11 protein-coding genes and 2 pseudogenes are annotated in these 17,082 nt (G+C 67.5%); 5 read left to right on the forward strand and 8 right to left on the reverse strand.

Annotated elements, in window-relative coordinates:
- Positions 1–57 precede the first annotated feature (57 nt).
- Positions 58–1,818 carry a hypothetical protein gene (locus tag OG876_RS37975; RefSeq protein ID WP_328521553.1) on the forward strand — a complete coding sequence of 587 codons (1,761 nt, stop codon included), beginning with the start codon at positions 58–60 and terminating at the stop codon, positions 1,816–1,818.
- Positions 1,815–2,852 (forward strand): annotated as a pseudogene (locus OG876_RS37980) (acyltransferase family protein); the annotation flags it as partial. The gene OG876_RS37975 and the pseudogene OG876_RS37980, both read left to right, overlap by 4 nt.
- Before the next feature lie 26 nt (positions 2,853–2,878).
- Here the strand turns inward: OG876_RS37980 and OG876_RS44180 are convergent.
- The gene (locus OG876_RS44180) at positions 2,879–7,000 is read right to left on the reverse strand and encodes an alpha-(1->3)-arabinofuranosyltransferase (protein WP_442914053.1); all 4,122 of its coding nucleotides are present in this window, start codon (positions 6,998–7,000) and stop codon (positions 2,879–2,881) included.
- The gene (locus OG876_RS37990) at positions 6,997–7,743 is read right to left on the reverse strand and encodes a class I SAM-dependent methyltransferase (RefSeq protein ID WP_328521555.1); all 747 of its coding nucleotides are present in this window, start codon (positions 7,741–7,743) and stop codon (positions 6,997–6,999) included. Before OG876_RS37990 ends, OG876_RS44180 begins: the two co-directional genes overlap by 4 nt.
- A 117-nt stretch (positions 7,744–7,860) precedes the next feature.
- Here OG876_RS37990 and OG876_RS37995 point away from each other — a divergent pair, with 117 nt between their 5' ends.
- The gene (locus OG876_RS37995; protein WP_328521556.1) at positions 7,861–9,045 is read left to right on the forward strand and encodes a glycosyltransferase family 4 protein; all 1,185 of its coding nucleotides are present in this window, start codon (positions 7,861–7,863) and stop codon (positions 9,043–9,045) included.
- Here OG876_RS37995 and OG876_RS38000 read toward each other — a convergent pair.
- Positions 9,008–9,097, reverse strand: a pseudogene (locus OG876_RS38000) (DUF2613 family protein); the annotation flags it as partial. The gene OG876_RS37995 and the pseudogene OG876_RS38000 sit on opposite strands and share 38 nt — an antisense overlap.
- Positions 9,085–10,782, reverse strand: a complete 1,698-nt coding sequence (locus tag OG876_RS38005) for a hypothetical protein (RefSeq protein ID WP_328521557.1) — start codon at positions 10,780–10,782, stop codon at positions 9,085–9,087. The gene OG876_RS38005 and the pseudogene OG876_RS38000, both read right to left, overlap by 13 nt.
- Positions 10,783–10,819: 37 nt before the next feature.
- Between OG876_RS38005 and OG876_RS38010 the strand changes: the two genes are divergently transcribed.
- Positions 10,820–12,079 carry a polysaccharide biosynthesis protein gene (locus tag OG876_RS38010; protein WP_328521558.1) on the forward strand — a complete coding sequence of 420 codons (1,260 nt, stop codon included), beginning with the start codon at positions 10,820–10,822 and terminating at the stop codon, positions 12,077–12,079.
- A gap of 22 nt (positions 12,080–12,101) precedes the next feature.
- On the opposite strand, the gene OG876_RS38015 is transcribed toward OG876_RS38010, so the two are convergent.
- The 3 genes from OG876_RS38015 to OG876_RS38025 are packed head-to-tail and all read right to left on the reverse strand — an operon-like array spanning position 12,102 to position 15,785.
- Positions 12,102–13,091: an ABC transporter permease gene (locus OG876_RS38015; RefSeq protein WP_328521559.1), complete on the reverse strand. Its 990-nt coding sequence runs from the start codon at positions 13,089–13,091 to the stop codon at positions 12,102–12,104.
- Positions 13,092–13,095: 4 nt separating this feature from the next.
- Positions 13,096–14,034, reverse strand: a complete 939-nt coding sequence (locus tag OG876_RS38020) for a carbohydrate ABC transporter permease (protein WP_328521560.1) — start codon at positions 14,032–14,034, stop codon at positions 13,096–13,098.
- Positions 14,031–15,785 (reverse strand): extracellular solute-binding protein, encoded by a 1,755-nt coding sequence (locus tag OG876_RS38025; RefSeq protein ID WP_328521561.1) that lies wholly within the window; start codon positions 15,783–15,785, stop codon positions 14,031–14,033. The genes OG876_RS38020 and OG876_RS38025 overlap by 4 nt, the downstream gene beginning before the upstream one ends.
- A 244-nt stretch (positions 15,786–16,029) precedes the next feature.
- Between OG876_RS38025 and OG876_RS38030 the strand changes: the two genes are divergently transcribed.
- A complete protein-coding gene (locus tag OG876_RS38030) occupies positions 16,030–16,512 on the forward strand; it encodes an NUDIX hydrolase (RefSeq protein ID WP_328521562.1) in 483 nt (160 codons plus the stop codon).
- A 23-nt stretch (positions 16,513–16,535) separates the two neighbouring features.
- Here OG876_RS38030 and OG876_RS38035 read toward each other — a convergent pair whose 3' ends face one another.
- Entirely contained in the window at positions 16,536–17,009 is a 474-nt protein-coding gene (locus OG876_RS38035) for a MarR family winged helix-turn-helix transcriptional regulator (protein WP_328521563.1), read from the reverse strand.
- Between the last annotated feature and the right edge of the window lie 73 nt (positions 17,010–17,082).

The raw sequence follows: 17,082 nt of genomic DNA on the forward strand, positions 1-17,082 counted from the left end.
GCCACCTTGAACAGACGATGCGGGCGGGAATTTCGAACTGTCATATAGTCGCGCCGCATGAGGGGGAACTGGGCGGTGCCGGCGCCACCACAGACATCGGTGCTTCGCGGGGTCGTCGTGGCCATCGCGGTGCTGCAGTCTGCCGTGCTCGGACTGCTCGCCCGCCGGGGTTCGTGGCTGAGCGACGACCTCGACTTCCTCGTCCAGGGCAGCCGCGGGTTCGCGCCCGCCGAGCTGCTGACACCGGTCAACGACCACATCGCGCCCGGGCTCCGCCTCGTCTACGCGATCTTCGCCGACGTCGCTCCGCTGAACCATGGCTTCACCATCGGCTGGCGGGTGCTGATGCAGGCGCTCGCGATCACCCTGATGGGTCTGCTCCTCCAACGCATCCTGGGCTCGAACTGGTGGGTGGTCATCGGCACGATCTTCTACGCGATCACCCCACTCAGCATGCCGTCGTTCATGTCGCTGTCGAGTGGTGTGAACAACCTGTCCGCGCACGTCTTCGGTCTCTTGTTGCTGCACTCAACCATCGACTGGCACGACGGCCGCCGCCGGCGGGCCGTTGCCTACGGCCCATTGTCGCTGCTGATCTCGGTGGCCTGCTGGGAGAAATCCGCCCTGATCCTGGTCACGGCCGTTGCCCTGGCGCTCTATCTGCGCACCGATCCGCTTCGCGACCTGCTCCGCGACTGGTGGCGGTACGCCGCCGCGCTCACCGTGCCGATCATTGCCTTCGGCATCCTCTACCTGACGCACGGCAATCCGTCGACCGGCCGGCTGCCCGGCCCCGGCAAGCTGCTCGAGCTCACGGCGCGCGGCTTCGGAGTGCCGCTGTCCGCGCTGGTCGGCGGCCCTTGGACCTGGGCCGGGACTGGGCAGTCGATGAGTGTCGCCACGCCTCCCGCCGCGGCGTTCGCGCTCGGCGGCCTGGTCGCCATCGTGCTGCTCGCGACCGCGTGGCGACGGGACCGGCGTGCGCTGCTGCTGTGGGCCTCGGTCGCCGTCTACGTTCTGGTGACCGTGCTCCTCGTGTCCTACGGACGCTTCCGTGGGTTCGGGTCGATCTTCACCGTGCACTACCACTACTGGTCCGATCTCTCGATCCCACTCACCTTGGCTGTGGTGCTGTCGGTTCGGACGGTCCAGCTGCGGCTGGCCGTCGTACCCGTCGCCTGTCTGGTCGTCGGCGTGGTCGTGTCGGACGCCGGATTCGCCCGGGAGTGGGGCAACAACCCGGCAAAGGCGTACTTCGCGACCGTCACCGCGGAGCTGGATCGGGCCGGACCGAACGTGAATCTCTGGGACACCCCGATGCCGCGGTCGATCGCCACCGCGCTGATGGCAGACATCCGGCTGTCGCCTGTGCTGAGGATGGCCAGGATTCCGTTCCAGTTGCAGGCACCGACCAGTGAGCCGCTGCTGGTCGACGACACCGGGCACCTCCGCCGGTCGCAGCTCGCGGTCTGGTCACGGGGTGCGCCGACGTCGCAGGCCAACTCCTTCTGCAACCTGCTGGTGCGTGGCACCGATCCGGTGACCGTGCCGCTGGTGCCCACCCAGTCCGGAGTCGCGACCGCGGAGTGGTTCGTCAAGGCGGCGTACTTCTCCAACCGCGAGAACACCGTGGCGATCGAACTACTGGACGCCGACGGCAACGTCGCGGCGCTCCCTGCGGCCGACTGGCCCGCTGGAGCCGGGAACATGTACTTCGGCCCGTCGCCCCGGATCACCGCCACACAACTGCGGCTACGCTCCTCCGATCCCGCGACGAACCTGTGCATCGAGAACCTCGAGATCGGATTGCCCAGATGACACGGACCAGATTCCCGGCGCTGGACGGATTGCGGGCTGTCGGTGCGCTTGCGGTGCTGACCACCCATGTCGGGTTTCACACCGGGACCTCGCTGAACGGGCCGTTCGCCGGGATCCTTGCCCGGTTGGACATCGGGGTGGCGATCTTCTTCGCGATCTCCGGGTTCCTGCTCTACCGGCCGCACGCGGTGGCGTGGTTCGAGGGGACGCTGCCGCCGCTCACGCTGCCCTACCTGCGCAACCGCGCACTGCGGATCCTGCCGGCGCTCTGGCTGGCAGTAGTGCTCGCCGTCGTCCTCGTGCCGCACAAGGACGGCGTGACCTGGGCGACGTATCTCCAGCACGCCACCCTCACCCAGATCTACTTCCACGGGCCGGCGGCGGACGGACTCACCCAGCTGTGGAGTCTGGCGACCGAGGTCGCGTTCTACCTTCTCCTGCCAGGGCTGGCGAAACTGCTGACCGGGTACGAGCGTCCCACTCGACGCAGCGTGCGCTGGCGACTCGTCGTACTCGGAGTGCTGATCGTTCTCGGACCGGTCTGGATGGCCGCTGTGAACGCGACCGGTCACCCGCAGGCGGGCCTCTGGCTCCCCGGGTACGTCGGCTGGTTCGCCGTCGGGATGGGGTTCGCCCTGTGGCAGGTGGCTCGCAGCAGCGGCCGGCTCGGGCCGTCCGCGCTCGACACGCTCACCAAGGTCCCAGGGACGGTCTGGGGTGCCGGTGCAGCGCTGCTGTTCCTCGCTGCGAGCCCGGTGGCCGGGCCGTACAACCTGTCCGCGTCCACACCGGGCCAGGCGTTCGTGAAGGCCATCCTCTACACGGCCATAGCAGCGTGCGTTCTCTTCCCGGCCGTGACCCCGACCACCCGCATCGCCGGCGTCCTCGGCGGGAGAGTCGGTCACATCGCCGGAGACATCTCGTACGGCGTCTTCGCGTACCACCTGATCGTGCTGGGCCTGGTCGAGCGCGTCAGCGGCTACAACCTGTTCAGCGGCAGGTTCGCCCTGCTCTTCTTCCCCACGCTCGTCATCTCGGCCGCCGTCGCCGCAGCGAGCTACTACGGGATGGAGCGGCCCATCATGCGCCTGGGCAGGCGAGACAAGTCGTACGACGTCTCACCGGTGAACGTGGACAACAAGGCCAGCGCACATCCGAACAAGATCGACGACTGGACCACTGCCGAGGTCACTCCGGCATCTCCGTTCGGCCAGGGCTGAACGGCCGCCGCCAGAGTCCCCAGCGTCACCACAGCCGCGACCACCACAAGCACGGCCCGCTTCGGCAGGAACCACGAGCAGACGGCAGCAATCGCAACGGCAGCGAGGCCGATCCACCCGGACATGACCGTGCCCGCGACCGCACCGAGGGCCAGAGCGACCCATGGCCCGACGTTGCGGCCTTCGCGCAGGCGATGCCCCGAATGCCTGGACCGACGCCGGAAGAACACGGCCATGGCGATCACCGACAGCAGTGCGAGCAGTCCGACCAGCAGGCCGCCGCGGTACGTGCGATCCGGCATGAAGCGGGCTGTCACCACCTGCTCGGGCCCGGCCGGGAGCACCCAGCCCTGCTGCCAGCCGCCGATGCGGATCGGCGTCAGCTTGTGGCCAGTGCCGTCGTACGCCTCCCAGCCGTCGTTGTAGTTCTGGGCGACGGTCAGCACGGACTGCTCGTCTGCGGCAGGCACCTCGGCGGTCAGCTCAGCAGGGTTCGGCCGCCACACGTCCACGTCCTGCACCGGCGTGACGGAGACGTCGCTGAAACCTGCCTTGGTCAGCGTGGTCTCGATCGGTACGAAGCCGCCACCGGCCAGGACATCCACGGCATGGCGTCCTGCCTGCAGTGGAACCGCGGAGTCCTTTCCACACGTGCTGAACGCGACCGGCCGCCGCTGCAGCAGGTCTCGCACCGTCGCCTTGAGCTCTGTGTCCGCCGGTACGCCGTCAACGCGCACCCCCGGCCCGTAGCCGCAGTACGCCCCGGTCTGGCTGTTCAGGTCGAGTGCCTTGCGCAGATCGTCGGCGCCGAGCACTCGCACCTCGGCGACACCGACCGGCGCGGTCTGGGCGAACCCGGTCGCCGAGTCGAAGTCCACCGTCGGTCGGGTCTCGGCGAAGTCGACCTCGACCGTCCGCGCCTTCCGCTCGGCGAACCGAACGTAGCCCTCGGAGTCCACCGTGCTCCGGGTCGGCGCACCGCCGTCGAACCGCAGCAGCACCTCGGTCGGCTGAGAGGCCGTGAGATACGGATCGGTGAGGAACTGCAGCCCGCTGATCTCCCTTGCCACAGGCAACTTCAGGGTCAGGCTCGGAGCCGGGTCGCTCGGGTCCGCTACCCAGCCGGTCCCGAGATCACGATCGACGGCAGCACCCGGTCGCCCTTCCGGAGCCGTGACGGCTCGGGACGAGGCAGATGCGGTGATGGCACCCCGCACCACGAGCATGCCTTCGAGAGTCGCGCCGTCCTTCGGCAGTGCGGTCCCGTGCAGCTGGTACGACGCCGCCTGCGGCAGCTCGACACTGCGCAAGAGGCCGGTCGGCTCCTCCGAGTCCTTGGCGACGCTCTGCCGGCACAGTGGCCGGGTGTCCACGTGAAGGCAGGCAGACCGCCCGATCTGCTCGTTCCTGAACACCAGTGCGCTCGGCTGCCGCTCTGTAGTCGGCACGCTGAGCCGGCTGACCGCCTGCATGCCCGGCAGGGTCACCTCGGCGATCGACACGCCACTCGGGTTCTTGCCGTCGGTCACACCGACACTCAGCCGCAGCCGCTTCGTCTGGCCCGGTGGGGTTGGGATGCTCTGCGGATCGCCCGACCCCGAGACCACTGACGTCAGCGATCCGGCGTCCGTGTCCACCTGCAACGTCCGGACCGGCTCGGTCGTCGGTGGCGCCAGCGAGAACTGGACCTTCAGCCCGTCGACCGTGCGCGGCGAGTCGAAGGTCAGCTCCAGCCATTCCCCACTGCTCCGCCCAAAGGTCCCCGAGATCCAGCGGCTGGACGGATCGCCATCTACCGCGGCGAACGATCCGTTGCCCGGCCCGGTCCGCAACGTGGCGTCCGCATCCGATGCCGACGAGGACGCGCGTACGTCGGCAATGCCGCCACCCCACGTCCTGGTCGTACTCGGAGTTGCGGTGCCGTCGTCGTACCCGAGGGTGCGACGGTGTTGCCGGCTTTGCTCGGTCGCGGTGAGCACGGGCGAGTAGTTCTCGGCCGGACGGCCGACCGACACCTCACGACGTTGCATGCCGTCGGTCTGGATCAGCGGTAGTCCGTCGAGTCGCCCGACGGCGTCGGAGCTGGTCACCGCGTCACGATCACCGCCGAGCGCCGTCAACACGGCCGGGACGTCCTCAGCCGCGCCGCGGACTTCCACCAGTCGCGACTCCGGCACCAGCCGGCCCGCACTGGTGTCACTGACGTCGTAGATCTCCACGCTCGGGTAGGGCAGCCGCATGTGGCCGTCGAGCGTCACACCGGGCTGTTCGATCGTGCTGCCGGTGGGCGGGCCGAAGGATGCAACTCGCTTGATGCCCGACTCGGCCAGGCTCTCGTGCACGGCCATGGTCGGCGTCACCTGCGCGTCGTACCTGAGGTCGTTGCGCACCACGACGTACCTGACGCCCGCACGCGCGAGGGCCTGCCGCAGTGTCTGGTCGCCCACGCCGGACCCGAGCCGGCGCTCCACCTCGTCGAGCCATCGCGTCGTCCCGGCAGACCCCAGTGGTACGGCGTCTCGCACGGCCATGGGTCGCTTCAGCAAGGCCTGGAACGGCTCGTCCTTCGTCGAGCCCCAGGTGAAGTCCGCGAAGGATGCGGCCGGCACGACCAGGACACTGCCTGGCGCGGACTGGTTGTCGAGCCAGGAGGCGGCTTCCCGCCAGTGCGCCGGGATAGCGTCGTACCCCTCGCTCCTGGGCAGTTGACCGAAGATGGCCGGCGTTGCGACCGACACGACCAGACAGGCCACCAGCACCGGTACGACGCGACGGTGGATGCGATGCGATACCGCCCACTCGGCGAAACGGCTCAGGGAGTGCGCTGCGGCGAGGGTGAGTGGCAGTCGGACGACCAGCTCGAACTTGTGCGTGTTGCGAAGCGCTGCGAGCGGTCCGTCGAGCAGCTCCTGCAACTGCGGCGCCCAGGGTGAGCCGGCCGCGCCGGCGTGGCCGAGCGTCACCAGCAGGAGCCCTGCCACAAGGGAGAGCTGCAGGAATCCGCGGTTCTTCAACGAGCCCATCGCGAGGCCCGCAAGGCCAAGCACGGCAATGGCTGCGGTGGTGAGGATCAGCATCGGCTGCGTGACGTAGAGCCAGCCGGCCGGCCAGCTCGGTCCGCCACCGCCAGACAGGAAGTTGAGCCACTGCGACGTACCGCGGACAGACTCGAACACACTCGCCATGCCGGTCGTCACCCGGGCGTTCTCGATCCAGTCGAGGAACGGCGGGCTGTACCTGCCGAGCAGCATCAGCGGCACGAGCCACCAGACCGAAACCGCCACCACACAGCCGAGCCAGCCAACCGCCACCTTCAGCGTCGACCGGTCCAGCCGTCGCGTCATCAGCCAGATCGCCGGCAGTACGAGCGTCGCACCGGTCGCGACGGCGTTGACTCCCCCGACCAGTGCGAACGCCACGGCCGACCAGCCGACCCGCCACCAGCCTGAGCGGGCGCGCGGCGTGACGAGTGGCAGCAACACCCACGGAGCCATCGCGATCGGCCACACCTCGATCGAGGTGATCGACAACTCGCCGAGCATGCGAGGGCTCAGTGCGTAGAGCAGCGCCACGGTAAAGCGCGTCCACGGCACGCCGTACTGCAGGGCGTTGCACAGCTTCCAGACACCGAGGAACGCGACGCACAGGACCAATGACCACCACAGGCGTTGGGTGATCCAGTCCGGCACCGACAGCGAGTCGAGGAGCCAGTGGAACGGGCCCATCGGCAGCAGGTAGCCGTAGGCCTGGTTCTGCAGCTGACCGAAGGCACCCTGTGGATCCCACAGGTGCAGGGCCCGAACGAGGAAGCCGCCGGGTCCGGCGGTCAGGTCGAGCTTGGTGTCGGGCACGATCTTGCCGGGCGCCTGATGGAAGCACAGGGCGATCAAGACCAGGCAGCCCAGCACGAGCCTCGCTCGCCAGACCACCTGCTCCGAACTGCCCGCCTTGAGTCTCCTCATCGGCGCCGGAGGACCAGGACGAGATTCCAGGTCACGACCTCCCGCACACCGGGCACCGCGAGTACGCCGTACGCCCAGCGCGGGTGATATCTCGGCACGGCCGCGACGAGGTCCGCTGCCTGGCAGGAGCGAGCCCACCGCAGTCCCCCGGCCACTGTGATCGGGAACAGCGACTCACCGAACCGGTTCTTCGGCGGATGCCCCTGACGTCGCTCGTACCGACTGGCAGCGCGGTGTCCGCCGAGGTAGTGCCACGGCGCGGTCTCGTGACCGCCATGCGGTCCCCACCAGCCGGTGTACGACAGGAAGACCGTCCCACCGGGCCGAGTGACTCGGACCAACTCGTCAGCCATCAGCCATGGGTCGGGCACGTGCTCGAGCACGTTGGACGAGAAGCAGATGTCGACTGCGGCGTCAGCGACCGGCAGCGCCATTCCACTGCCGAGCACAGTCCCCGGTGCGGGCTCGCCGCGCCCGCTCAACTCGCCGAGGTCGGAGTCGATCGCGTAGTACGTCGCTCCAGCCCGGCGGAACGCGTCGGCGAAGTACCCGGGCCCGCCACCGACGTCGAGCAGCAGTGCGCCGTGCAGCTCGGCGTACTGCCGGACCTGCCCGACCGAATCTGCAGCAAGCGTTTCGTAGAAGCGATCCGGATCCGACTGCTCGACTCCGAACGCCCGGAACAGCCGGACCGCACGGCCGAGATCGGCCGTCCACTCCGGGTTTTCCGTCGCGTTGGTCATCACCTGCACAGGCGGGACATTAACGGATCTCGCGAGGTCTGGCGGACATCGTTACTCCTTGGTAACGTCCCGGCCCATTACCTCGGGGGAGGTGACCGGAGGGGTGGGGCTGACCAGGTGCGTGCGCAGAGCGTGCTGTTGCTGAATTGGCGGGACACGACGAACCCGGAAGGTGGAGGTTCGGAGCGCTATGTGGAGGAGGTGGCGAGAGGCCTTGCAGCACTGGGCTGGTCGGTGACCGTGCTGTGCGCGGCGTACCCGGGGAGCCCACGCGAAGCCCGTCGCCACGACGTCCGGTACGTGTATCGAGGCACCAAGGTGACGGTGTACCTCCGCGGTCTCCTGCACGCCTTGCTGCACCAACCCGACCGCGTTGTCGACGTGCAGAACGGACTCCCATTCTTTACCCGTCTCGTACGTCGTACCGTCGTCGTCCTCGTGCATCACGTGCACCAGGAGCAATGGCAGGTCGTGTACCCGGGCTGGCGCGGCCGGCTCGGCTGGTGGCTCGAATCGCGGATAGCACCACGGTTGTACGACGACTGCCCTTATGTGACCGTGTCGTCGGCCTCCCGCGACGAACTCATCGGACTCGGCGTCAGCAACATCACGGTGATCCACAACGGCACCGATCCGGCGCCGCCACGCCAGCGCCCGCAATCGACAGTGCCAACGGTCGTCTGCGTCGGACGGATCGTTCCGCACAAGCAACTCGAGCACGCGGTCGACGCGATCGCCGAAGCACGCACGGTCCTTCCCGATGCCCGGCTGATCGTTGTCGGCTCAGGTTGGTGGGAGGACTCGCTCCGTGCGTACATCGACGAGCGCGGTCTGCGGGACGCGGTCGAGTTCCGCGGCCATGTGAGTGAGGACGACAAGCACGCGGCGTACGACGAGGCCTGGGTGCTCGCACTGCCAAGCCTCAAAGAGGGTTGGGGTCTGGTCGTCGGCGAGGCCGCGGGTCACGGCGTACCGACGGTCGCCTACCGCAGTGCGGGCGGCCCGACAGAGTCCGTCCACGACGGAACGTCGGGTGTGCTGGTGGACAGCCCGCAGCACTTCGCCGGCGCGATCACCGCGCTGCTGCAGGACGACGCACTGCGGCAGCGGTTGTCGGAAGGGGCGTCGGCCAGTGCGGGCAAGTTCACCTGGTGTGCGGCCGCACTGGCCTTCGACCGGCTGCTGACGCCTACTTCACCCCGTAGCCGACGATCGGGTCGTCCGCCTGCCCCTGCGTCTGGCCGGGCGGCGGCGCCGGGTCGTCCTTCACCGACTGCACCACCCCGACAACCGTCGTGGTAGCGACTGCCAGTCCGGCGAGTACGGCGATGGCCGCACCGATCAGTGATCCCATGGAACGTGTCCCCTCCCGGTCAAGTGAACCGAAGAGTAACAACGCCTCGCCAGAGAAACCAGAGCGGCGATCAAGGTCGCCGCGGCAGCCGCCCAGGCAGCCAGTACGACGACAACCCGCCAGGGCGCGTGGTGTTGCGGCACGGGCGTTCCGTCGAGCCGGTAGACGGTCACGGTCGGACCGGAGAACTCCTCCTTGAGCCCGTGCAACAGCGTGGTCGGGATCGGACCGCCCGCCTCGCGATCGACCACGATCCAGCCCACACCGTGCTGCAGCAGAACGTCGGTCGGATCCGACCCGTCCCGCACGCCGGCCCGGATCGCGGTCGCCACGTCGGCCGCCTGTGGATCCTCGCCGGCCAGGCGGTGGCCGCCGACGATCAGTTCGTCGGGAGCGATCGAAGGCTGCGCGAAGTAGCGGGGCATCGGGTCGAGCACTGGACGGCGGCTGTTCCACACCGGTGCCCGATAGGTCTCGTAGGGCCAAGGAATGAAGCGACCGGCGACCGCGTGCTGTGCCTGCTGCCAGTCCGACGGATACTCCGAGACCTTCAGGCCGGCTCCCCCGGCCAGCGCGGGCAGAGCGGCGATCGGCAGGAGCACCGCAGTGACCCCCACGACACGCTGGAGGCGAACGTGCCGGAGTACAGCTGTCACTGCAACACCGAAGCCGACGGACTCGAGCAGGATCAGTGGTGGCAGATAGCGCTGCCCGTCGCGGAACAGGCCGGCTCCTGGCACGTGCGCAACGACCTGAGCGAACGCACCCGGCGCGACCACCCCGGCCAACCCGATGAGCAAAGCGACTGCGGCTGCTGTCACCAGTGCGCCGACTACGCGTTCTTGTCGCCACCACAGCACGACGCCGGCCACCGACAGGGCCAGCATGACGACTGCAAAGATCGTCGGCAGCAGGGCGCCTCGATTGCCGGGGACAACGTTTGCGTTCCACACGCCGCCGAGCGTGAGGAGTGTGGGCAGCACTCCTCCATAGCCCTCGTCACGTGCCGCGAACGCAGTCACCGAGGCTGGATCGCTGGTTGCACCTCCGCCATGGACGAGACCCGCCACCAGCCACGGTGCATTGACGAGCAGTGCTGCGCCCAGCGGCCAGATCTTCGGAGCCCGTGGCGGCCAAAGCAGGATCAGCCCCGCCATCAGCAGTCCGGTGATTCCACCCGACGCCGTCAGCGCACAACCGGCCGACGCCAGCACGAACCCTGGCCACCCTTGTCCCCGTCGCAGTCGTAGCGCAGACCGCACCAGCCACGGCAGCGCGGCGTACCCGAGGAGGAGGGCCCACGCACCGAGCCGCAGCCGCTCGGCGACGAACGGGTTCCACAGGTAGAGCGTGGCGGCCGCAGCGCCCGGCAGCGCGCCACCCAGCCGGACCTCGCGCCACAGAGCGGTCATGCCGAGGCCGGAGAGTAATGGGATGGCCACGAGGACGAGCTTGTTGACCAGTACGCCGCCGACCACGTCGAGGAGAGCCACGACGACATCCGACGGGACCGCGCGCGGCATGGCCGTTGTGACACCGAAGAGGTCAAGCCGTACCGTGAGGTCCGGCACGAACACCATGTCGTAGCCGACCACGAAGCCTGGAGCGAGTAGCGGAGCAGTGATCAGCAGGGTGAGCAGGACAGGCCACAACCACGGCAGGACGCGCTTTGCACGTTCTGACATGACCACCTCCCCACCCAATGCCCTGAGGCAGTAGAGCATGAGTTCAGACACCACTCCGGAGCAAGAGCCCAGACGACTGGCATTCCTGCGCAGCGCCACGGTCGTTGCCGTCGGCATGGCCATCATGAACGTAGCCGCCTACGGTTTCACCCTGATTGGGACGCACACGCTCGTGCCCGAGCAGTTCGGGGCCATGACTGCGCTGCTCGGGCTGCTGCTGATCGGCAACGTCGCCTCGCTCGGACTGCAGGCGACCGGGGCCCGCCAGCTCGCCACCCACACCGGCTCCGGCGACGACGCCGCGGCGCTGGGCGATGCCATGCTCAAGGCCGGCCGCCGGGCGGCGCTCGGGCTCACCGTGGTGTCCCTGCTGGCGACGCCACTGTTCATGTGGATGCTGCATATCGACTCCGTGGTGTCGATCCTCCTGCTCGCTCCTACACTCGGTTTCCTGACGATGATGGGCTCACAGCTGGGTGTACTGCAGGGCAGCCAGCGCTGGACCGAACTCGCGGCCGTCTACACCGCTGTCGGCGTCGGCCGCCTGGTGCTCGGTGGTGGTGCACTACTGCTGCACCCGTCCCTCGACTGGGCGATGTTGGGTCTCGCTCTCGGCGCCGCCGTACCTGCGCTGCTGGGCGGCTTCCTGCTGCGGGGGTCCAGAGGCGCCACGACCGGGCACGTCAAGGAAGTACTGCGGGAGACGGTGCACGGCACGCACACCCTGCTGGCGTTCTTCGCGATCGCCAACGCGGACGTCCTGTTCGCGCGTGCGTTGCTGGACGGCAGGGACAGCGGGTACTACGCAGCCGGCCTGATCGTGGCGAAGGCGTGCCTGTTCCTGCCGCAGTTCGTCATCGTGCTCGTGTTCCCGTCACTGGCCAGCTCCCCCGGTGACACGCTCCGGCTACGCCGGGCGATCGTTGCCGTCGCGGGGCTCGGTGCCTGCTCGGTCATCGGCACCCTCGTGCTGCCCAACCTGATCGTCGCGATCATCGGCGGCAAGGAGAAGTACGCGGCACTCGGTCCTTACACGTGGCTGTTCGCGGTCTCAGGCTCGGCGTACGCCGTACTGCAACTGGTCGTGTACGCCGCGATCGCGCAGCAGGAGAAGCGCGCCGCCCTCCTGATCTGGCTCGGCCTGGTCGTACTCGCGGTCGCGGCCGGGATCGTGCTCGGCACCGGCATCGCCACCGGACTGAACGGCGTGAAGGTGCTGGTCGCGATGACCAGCACCTGCGCGCTACTGCTGTCGGCCGGCCTGGCGGCAGGACTCCACCGCCAGGCCAGCACTTGAGTCACCAGAGACTGGCCACTCTTTACCAAAGGCTGGACCGCGCGAAGCGGCGGGCGAAGGTGTTCGCCAGCACCAGCAGCACCAGCCCGATGACGGAGCGGAACAACCCGATCGCCGTCGCATAGCTGAACTGCGGCACCGCCGAGGCCAGACCGATCTTGTAGACGTAGGTGTCGATCACTTCCGCGGTGTCGAGGTTGAGGTTGTTCTGCATCAGCAGCACCTTCTCGAACCCGACCGACAGGATCGAGCCGATGTTGAGGATCAGCAGGATCACCGCCACCGGCACGATCGCCGGCAGGTCGATGTGCCACATCCGCCGCAGCCGGGACGCGCCGTCCACGATCGCCGCCTCGTGCAGTTCGGGCGGCACGCTGGTCAGCGCGGCCAGGTAGATGATCGCGGCGAACCCCATCGTCTGCCACGCCCCCGACCACACATAGATGTGCCGGAACATCCCGGAGTCGCCCATGATGTCGACCGGCCCGAAGCCGAACAGCCCGAGGAACTTGTTCGCCACCCCGGTGTTCGGGTTCGTCAGTACGACGACCAGCCCGACCACGACCACCGTGGAGATGAAGTGCGGCGCGTAGGTGATCAGCTGCGCCGACCGGCTGAACCACTTCTTCCGGATCGTGTTCAGGCAGAGCGCGAGGATGATCGGCAGCGGGAACGTGGCCACCAGTTCGTAGACGTGCAGGTACACGGTGTTCTTGATCAGCCGCCAGAACTGGTACGACTCCACGAACCGGTGGAAGTGCTTCGTCCCGACCCACGGGCTGCCCCAGATCCCGGACACCACGTTGTAGTCCTTGAACGCGATGATCACGCCGTACATCGGCCAGTAGGCGAAGATCGCCAGCCAGATCAGCGGCAGCGCCAGCATCGCGTACAGCTGCCAGTTCCGGCGCATCCGCAACCCCAGTCCGACCGCGGACCTCGCCGTACGCGTGCGCTCTTGGGCCGGCGCCCGTACCGCAGACTGGGCCTCTGCTTCTGTCGAGGTCGTCATGCGCTCAACCCTTCAGGGAGCCGATCATGGCTCCCTTGACGAAGTGCTTCTGGACGAAGGGGTAGACCAGCAGCGGCGGGATCATCCCGATCACGATCAGCGAGTACTTCAGCTGCTGCTGCAGCTCCTTCAGCTGGATCAGCTTGCTGGTGTCGGGCATCTGCGACGGGTCGATCTTCGACTGGATCAGGATCTGCCGCAGGATCACCTGCAACGGGAACAGGTGCTCGTTGGTCAGGTAGATCAGCGCGTTGAAGAACGAGTTCCACTGCCCGACCGCGTAGAAGAGCAGGTTCACCGCGATGATCGGCTTGCTCAGCGGCAGCACGATCCGCCAGAAGAAGCCGAAGTCGCTGCAGCCGTCCACCTTCCCGGCCTCGACCAGTTCCTCCGGGATCGTCACCATGAAGTAGGTCCGGGTGATGATCACGTTCCAGACCGCCAGCGCGGCCGGCAGGATGATCGCCCACCGCGTGTTCAGCAAGCCGAGCCTGTCCACCACCAGGTACGTCGGGATCAACCCGCCGCTGAACATCATCGTGAACACGAACGCCGCCATGATCAGGCCCTTGCCCGGCAACCCCTTCCGCGACAGCGGGTACGCCGCCAGCAGCGTGAGGACCGTGGCCACCACAGCCCCGACGACCGCGTAGTACACGGAGTTCCCGAAGCCACTGACGATCGAGTCGTAGTCGAAGATCGCCTTGTACGCGTCCAGGGTGAACCCGACCGGCCACAGCCAGACCTCACCGGAGGCCACCTTCTTGGTGTTGCTGACCGAGGCGCTGAGCACGTAGATCAACGGGTAGAGGACGGCGAGGCAGAACAGTCCGAGCGCGGTGTAGATGCAGGCCGACGCGATCTTGTCGCCACGCGTGTCCTGGATCGACGCCCCCACCGCGAGCCTCCGCTCGTCCGGCGGCAGCGTGCCCGCGGCGCTCATGCGTTGTAGGTCTCGTAGGCGGCCTGCTGGAGATCGAGGTACGGCTTCACGCCGATCTTGCCGACCCGGTCCTTGAAGTCGTTCCAGGCGCTGTCGTCGTTCGGGTCGAGCTGCCCGGTGACGAACCGCGCGAACGACTGGTTGACCTCGGTCTTCAGGTTCGTCTTCAGCTCCGACTCCTGCGCGGCCTGGTCCTGGTCCAGGGTGACCGGCGGGAACTGCATCTCCTGCGGCTGCTTGTACGGGAAGTAGTTGTCGACGGTCTGCTGGTAGAGCGGCTTCTCGAAGGTCAGGTCGGCGGGGTTCACCCGCTCGGCGAGCCGGAAGTCCTGGGACCGGTACATCGTGTTGTCCTGGCTCCAGCTGATGTTCTTCTCGGTGTTCCAGGTCGCCGAGAACCCGTACACGGCCTGCTTGCCGTTGATCCCGAGGTCGCCCTTCTTGGCCCACTCGAACTTCGGGCCGCCGTACCCGCGCAGGATCGCCTCCAGCTCCATCTGCGCGTCGGCCCACTGGACCAGCAACTCCGGCTTGGCGCACTTCTTGGTGATCACCAGCTTGGCCACCTCGACACCCACGCCGAGATAGTTCCAGGCGGCGTACCGGACCTTGTTCGGTCCCTCCAGCGGCGGGATGGCCAGGTATTTGCGCCAGCGCGCGTTCGGGTCCTTCTGGTCGATGTCGAGGAAGCCACCCCAGTAGTAGGACCGGGCGCCGCCGATGATCGGCTTGCCCGGCGCCTTGCCGTACCGGTCCATCTGGTCCTGGTCGGCGGTGAACACGTCCTTGTTGATCAGGCCCTCGGCGTACAGGCCGTGGATGTACTTCAGGCCCTCGCGCCACTCGTCCTTGTCGAAGGTGACGTCGACCTTGCCGTCGTTGACCACCAGCCACGGATCGCCCGGGTTGTAGAGGAACGAGTTCATGAAGAACGTGTCGAGCGGCGCGTCCTTGTAGCCTGCGAACGGGATGGTCCGGCCGTTGCCGCCGAGGTCGGCCTTCTTGAAGGCGCGCAGCACCTCGCGGAACTCGTCGGTGGTCTTCGGCACGTCCAGGCCGACCTGCTTGATCCAGTCGGTGTTGAGGAACGTCCGGCTGTTGCTGGCCCGGCAGTGGTAGCAGTCGTTGATGTTCGGGAACGAGTAGATCTTCTTGTCCGGCGCCTGCACCAGCTTGCGGGTGTCCGGGTAGTCCTTCATCGCCTGCTGCAGGTTCAGCGCGTACCCGTCGATGTACTGGCCGACGTCGGTGAACAGTCCCTGCTGGCCGTACAGGTACAGCTGGGAGCGGGTGAAGTGCACACCCATGAACGCGTCCGGGATGTCGCCGGCCGCGATCATCGCGTTCACCTTGGTCATGATGTCGTCGTCGGTCCCGCCGACCTGGTTCCACTCGATGTGGATGTTGGTCTTCTGCTCCAGCCACTTGGTGAAGGCGTTGGTCTTCCAGTCGCCGATCGTCACGTCCTGCGGTACGACGATCTTGAAGGTGACCTTCTCGCTGGTGATCGGCTTCAGCTCCCGGGCGACCGGTCCGACGTACCCCTCCGGGTACTGCACCGTGGTCAGCTTCGGGCCGAGGGTGACGCTGGGCGCGGCTTGGCCGGCGCCGGCAGCAGCACCGCCGGCGCTGCTCGAACTACTGCAGGCACTGAGCAGACCGCCGCCGGCTGTCGCGGCGGTCAGTCCGAGTGCCCCCGCGATGAGTGATCGGCGGCTGAGTCCGGTGCGCCGGGCATCGTCGTTCGGCATGAGTTCCTCCTAGGCGGCTGGGTCGGAACGAGACGAAATATCCGAGAGCAATATCCGATAGGATCTCGGATCTTGCCCGGGAGGATGACATAGAAAAAGACGGCGCGGAAGACCTCGACGGCAACCGAACGGAATCGATCGCTCACTGTCCGCATCTTGCGTGCAAACGCTTTCCACTTGCTGTCTATCGGACATCTTTCTTGCAGAAAGTAAGTCCGGGCAGCGCCTCGATAGGGTGCTGCGCATGACGACCCCGAAGTTCATCCTCGAACTGCGCGAGAAGATCGGGCACGACCTGCTCTGGCTCACCGGCGTCACCGGCGTGGTCCTGAACGACCGCGACGAGGTCCTGCTGGTACGGCGCGCGGACAACGGCCGCTGGGCACTCGTGTCCGGGATCCTCGAGCCGGGTGAGCAGCCGGCCGTCGGCCTGGTCCGCGAGATCCAGGAAGAGACCGCCGTCGAGGCGATCGCCGAGCGCCTCGTTAGCGTCGAGTCACTGCCGCCGTCCAGCTACCCCAACGGCGACCAGGTCCAGTACCTCGACCTCTGCTTCCGCTGCCGCCCGCTCCGCGGCGAACCCCGTGTCAACGACGACGAGTCCCTCGACGTCCGCTGGTGGCCGCTGACCGACCTCCCGCCACTCGACCCTCGCGAACTGACCCTGATCAAGTACGCCCTCTTCCCCGACCCCCAACCAATCTTCACCACCGACCGGGGTCTGTGACCTGAGGGGCCGTTGCCCGGCGGTCACGCGCTCCCGGAGCGCGGCGGGTCGAGGTGTGCGAGCAGCGTCTCGCTGATCTCGCCGAGCTGCTTGATTTGTTCGGGAGAGAGCAGGTCGATCAGGTTCGCGCGGATGCTCTCCAGGTGCGGGGGCGCCGCGGCCTCGAGGGCGGCGAGTCCTTCGTCGGTCAGGACGGCGAGCCAGCCCCGGCGGTCCGATGCCGCGTGGTCGCGCCGGACCCATCCGGCCTGCTCCAATTTGCCGATCGCGTGCGTGATGCGGCTCGGCTTGGAGTGGGTCCAGCGCGCCAGCTCACTCATGCGCAAAGTGCGGTTCGGGGACTCCGAGAGCAGCACGAGCAGCTCGTAGTACGTCGGCGGCATGCCGGCCGCCTCCTGCAGGTCCCGCTCCAGCCGGTCGAACAGTAGCCGGGTCGCCAGCCCGAACGCCCGCCAGCTGCGCTGCTCGCCGTCGCTGAGCCATCGCATCTCCGTCATACCAGAAAACTATCACGCTGAATAATTGCGTACTGAAAGATCTAGTGCTTACAGTAGTACCCATGTTGTTCAG

Source organism: Kribbella sp. NBC_00359 (assembly GCF_036097425.1).
Lineage (GTDB): Bacteria > Actinomycetota > Actinomycetes > Propionibacteriales > Kribbellaceae > Kribbella.

Excerpts from the sequence above, each read along its gene's own strand:
- OG876_RS37990 (WP_328521555.1), bottom strand. The coding sequence starts at position 7,743 with ATGACCAACGCGACGGAAAACCCGGAGTGGACGGCCGATCTCGGCCGT.
- OG876_RS38035 (WP_328521563.1), bottom strand. The coding sequence starts at position 17,009 with ATGACGGAGATGCGATGGCTCAGCGACGGCGAGCAGCGCAGCTGGCGG.
- OG876_RS38010 (WP_328521558.1), top strand. The coding sequence starts at position 10,820 with ATGAGTTCAGACACCACTCCGGAGCAAGAGCCCAGACGACTGGCATTC.
- OG876_RS38005 (WP_328521557.1), bottom strand. The coding sequence starts at position 10,782 with ATGTCAGAACGTGCAAAGCGCGTCCTGCCGTGGTTGTGGCCTGTCCTG.
- OG876_RS37975 (WP_328521553.1), top strand. The coding sequence starts at position 58 with ATGAGGGGGAACTGGGCGGTGCCGGCGCCACCACAGACATCGGTGCTT.
- OG876_RS38020 (WP_328521560.1), bottom strand. The coding sequence starts at position 14,034 with ATGAGCGCCGCGGGCACGCTGCCGCCGGACGAGCGGAGGCTCGCGGTG.
- OG876_RS44180 (WP_442914053.1), bottom strand. The coding sequence starts at position 7,000 with ATGAGGAGACTCAAGGCGGGCAGTTCGGAGCAGGTGGTCTGGCGAGCG.
- OG876_RS38025 (WP_328521561.1), bottom strand. The coding sequence starts at position 15,785 with ATGCCGAACGACGATGCCCGGCGCACCGGACTCAGCCGCCGATCACTC.
- OG876_RS38015 (WP_328521559.1), bottom strand. The coding sequence starts at position 13,091 with ATGACGACCTCGACAGAAGCAGAGGCCCAGTCTGCGGTACGGGCGCCG.
- OG876_RS38030 (WP_328521562.1), top strand. The coding sequence starts at position 16,030 with ATGACGACCCCGAAGTTCATCCTCGAACTGCGCGAGAAGATCGGGCAC.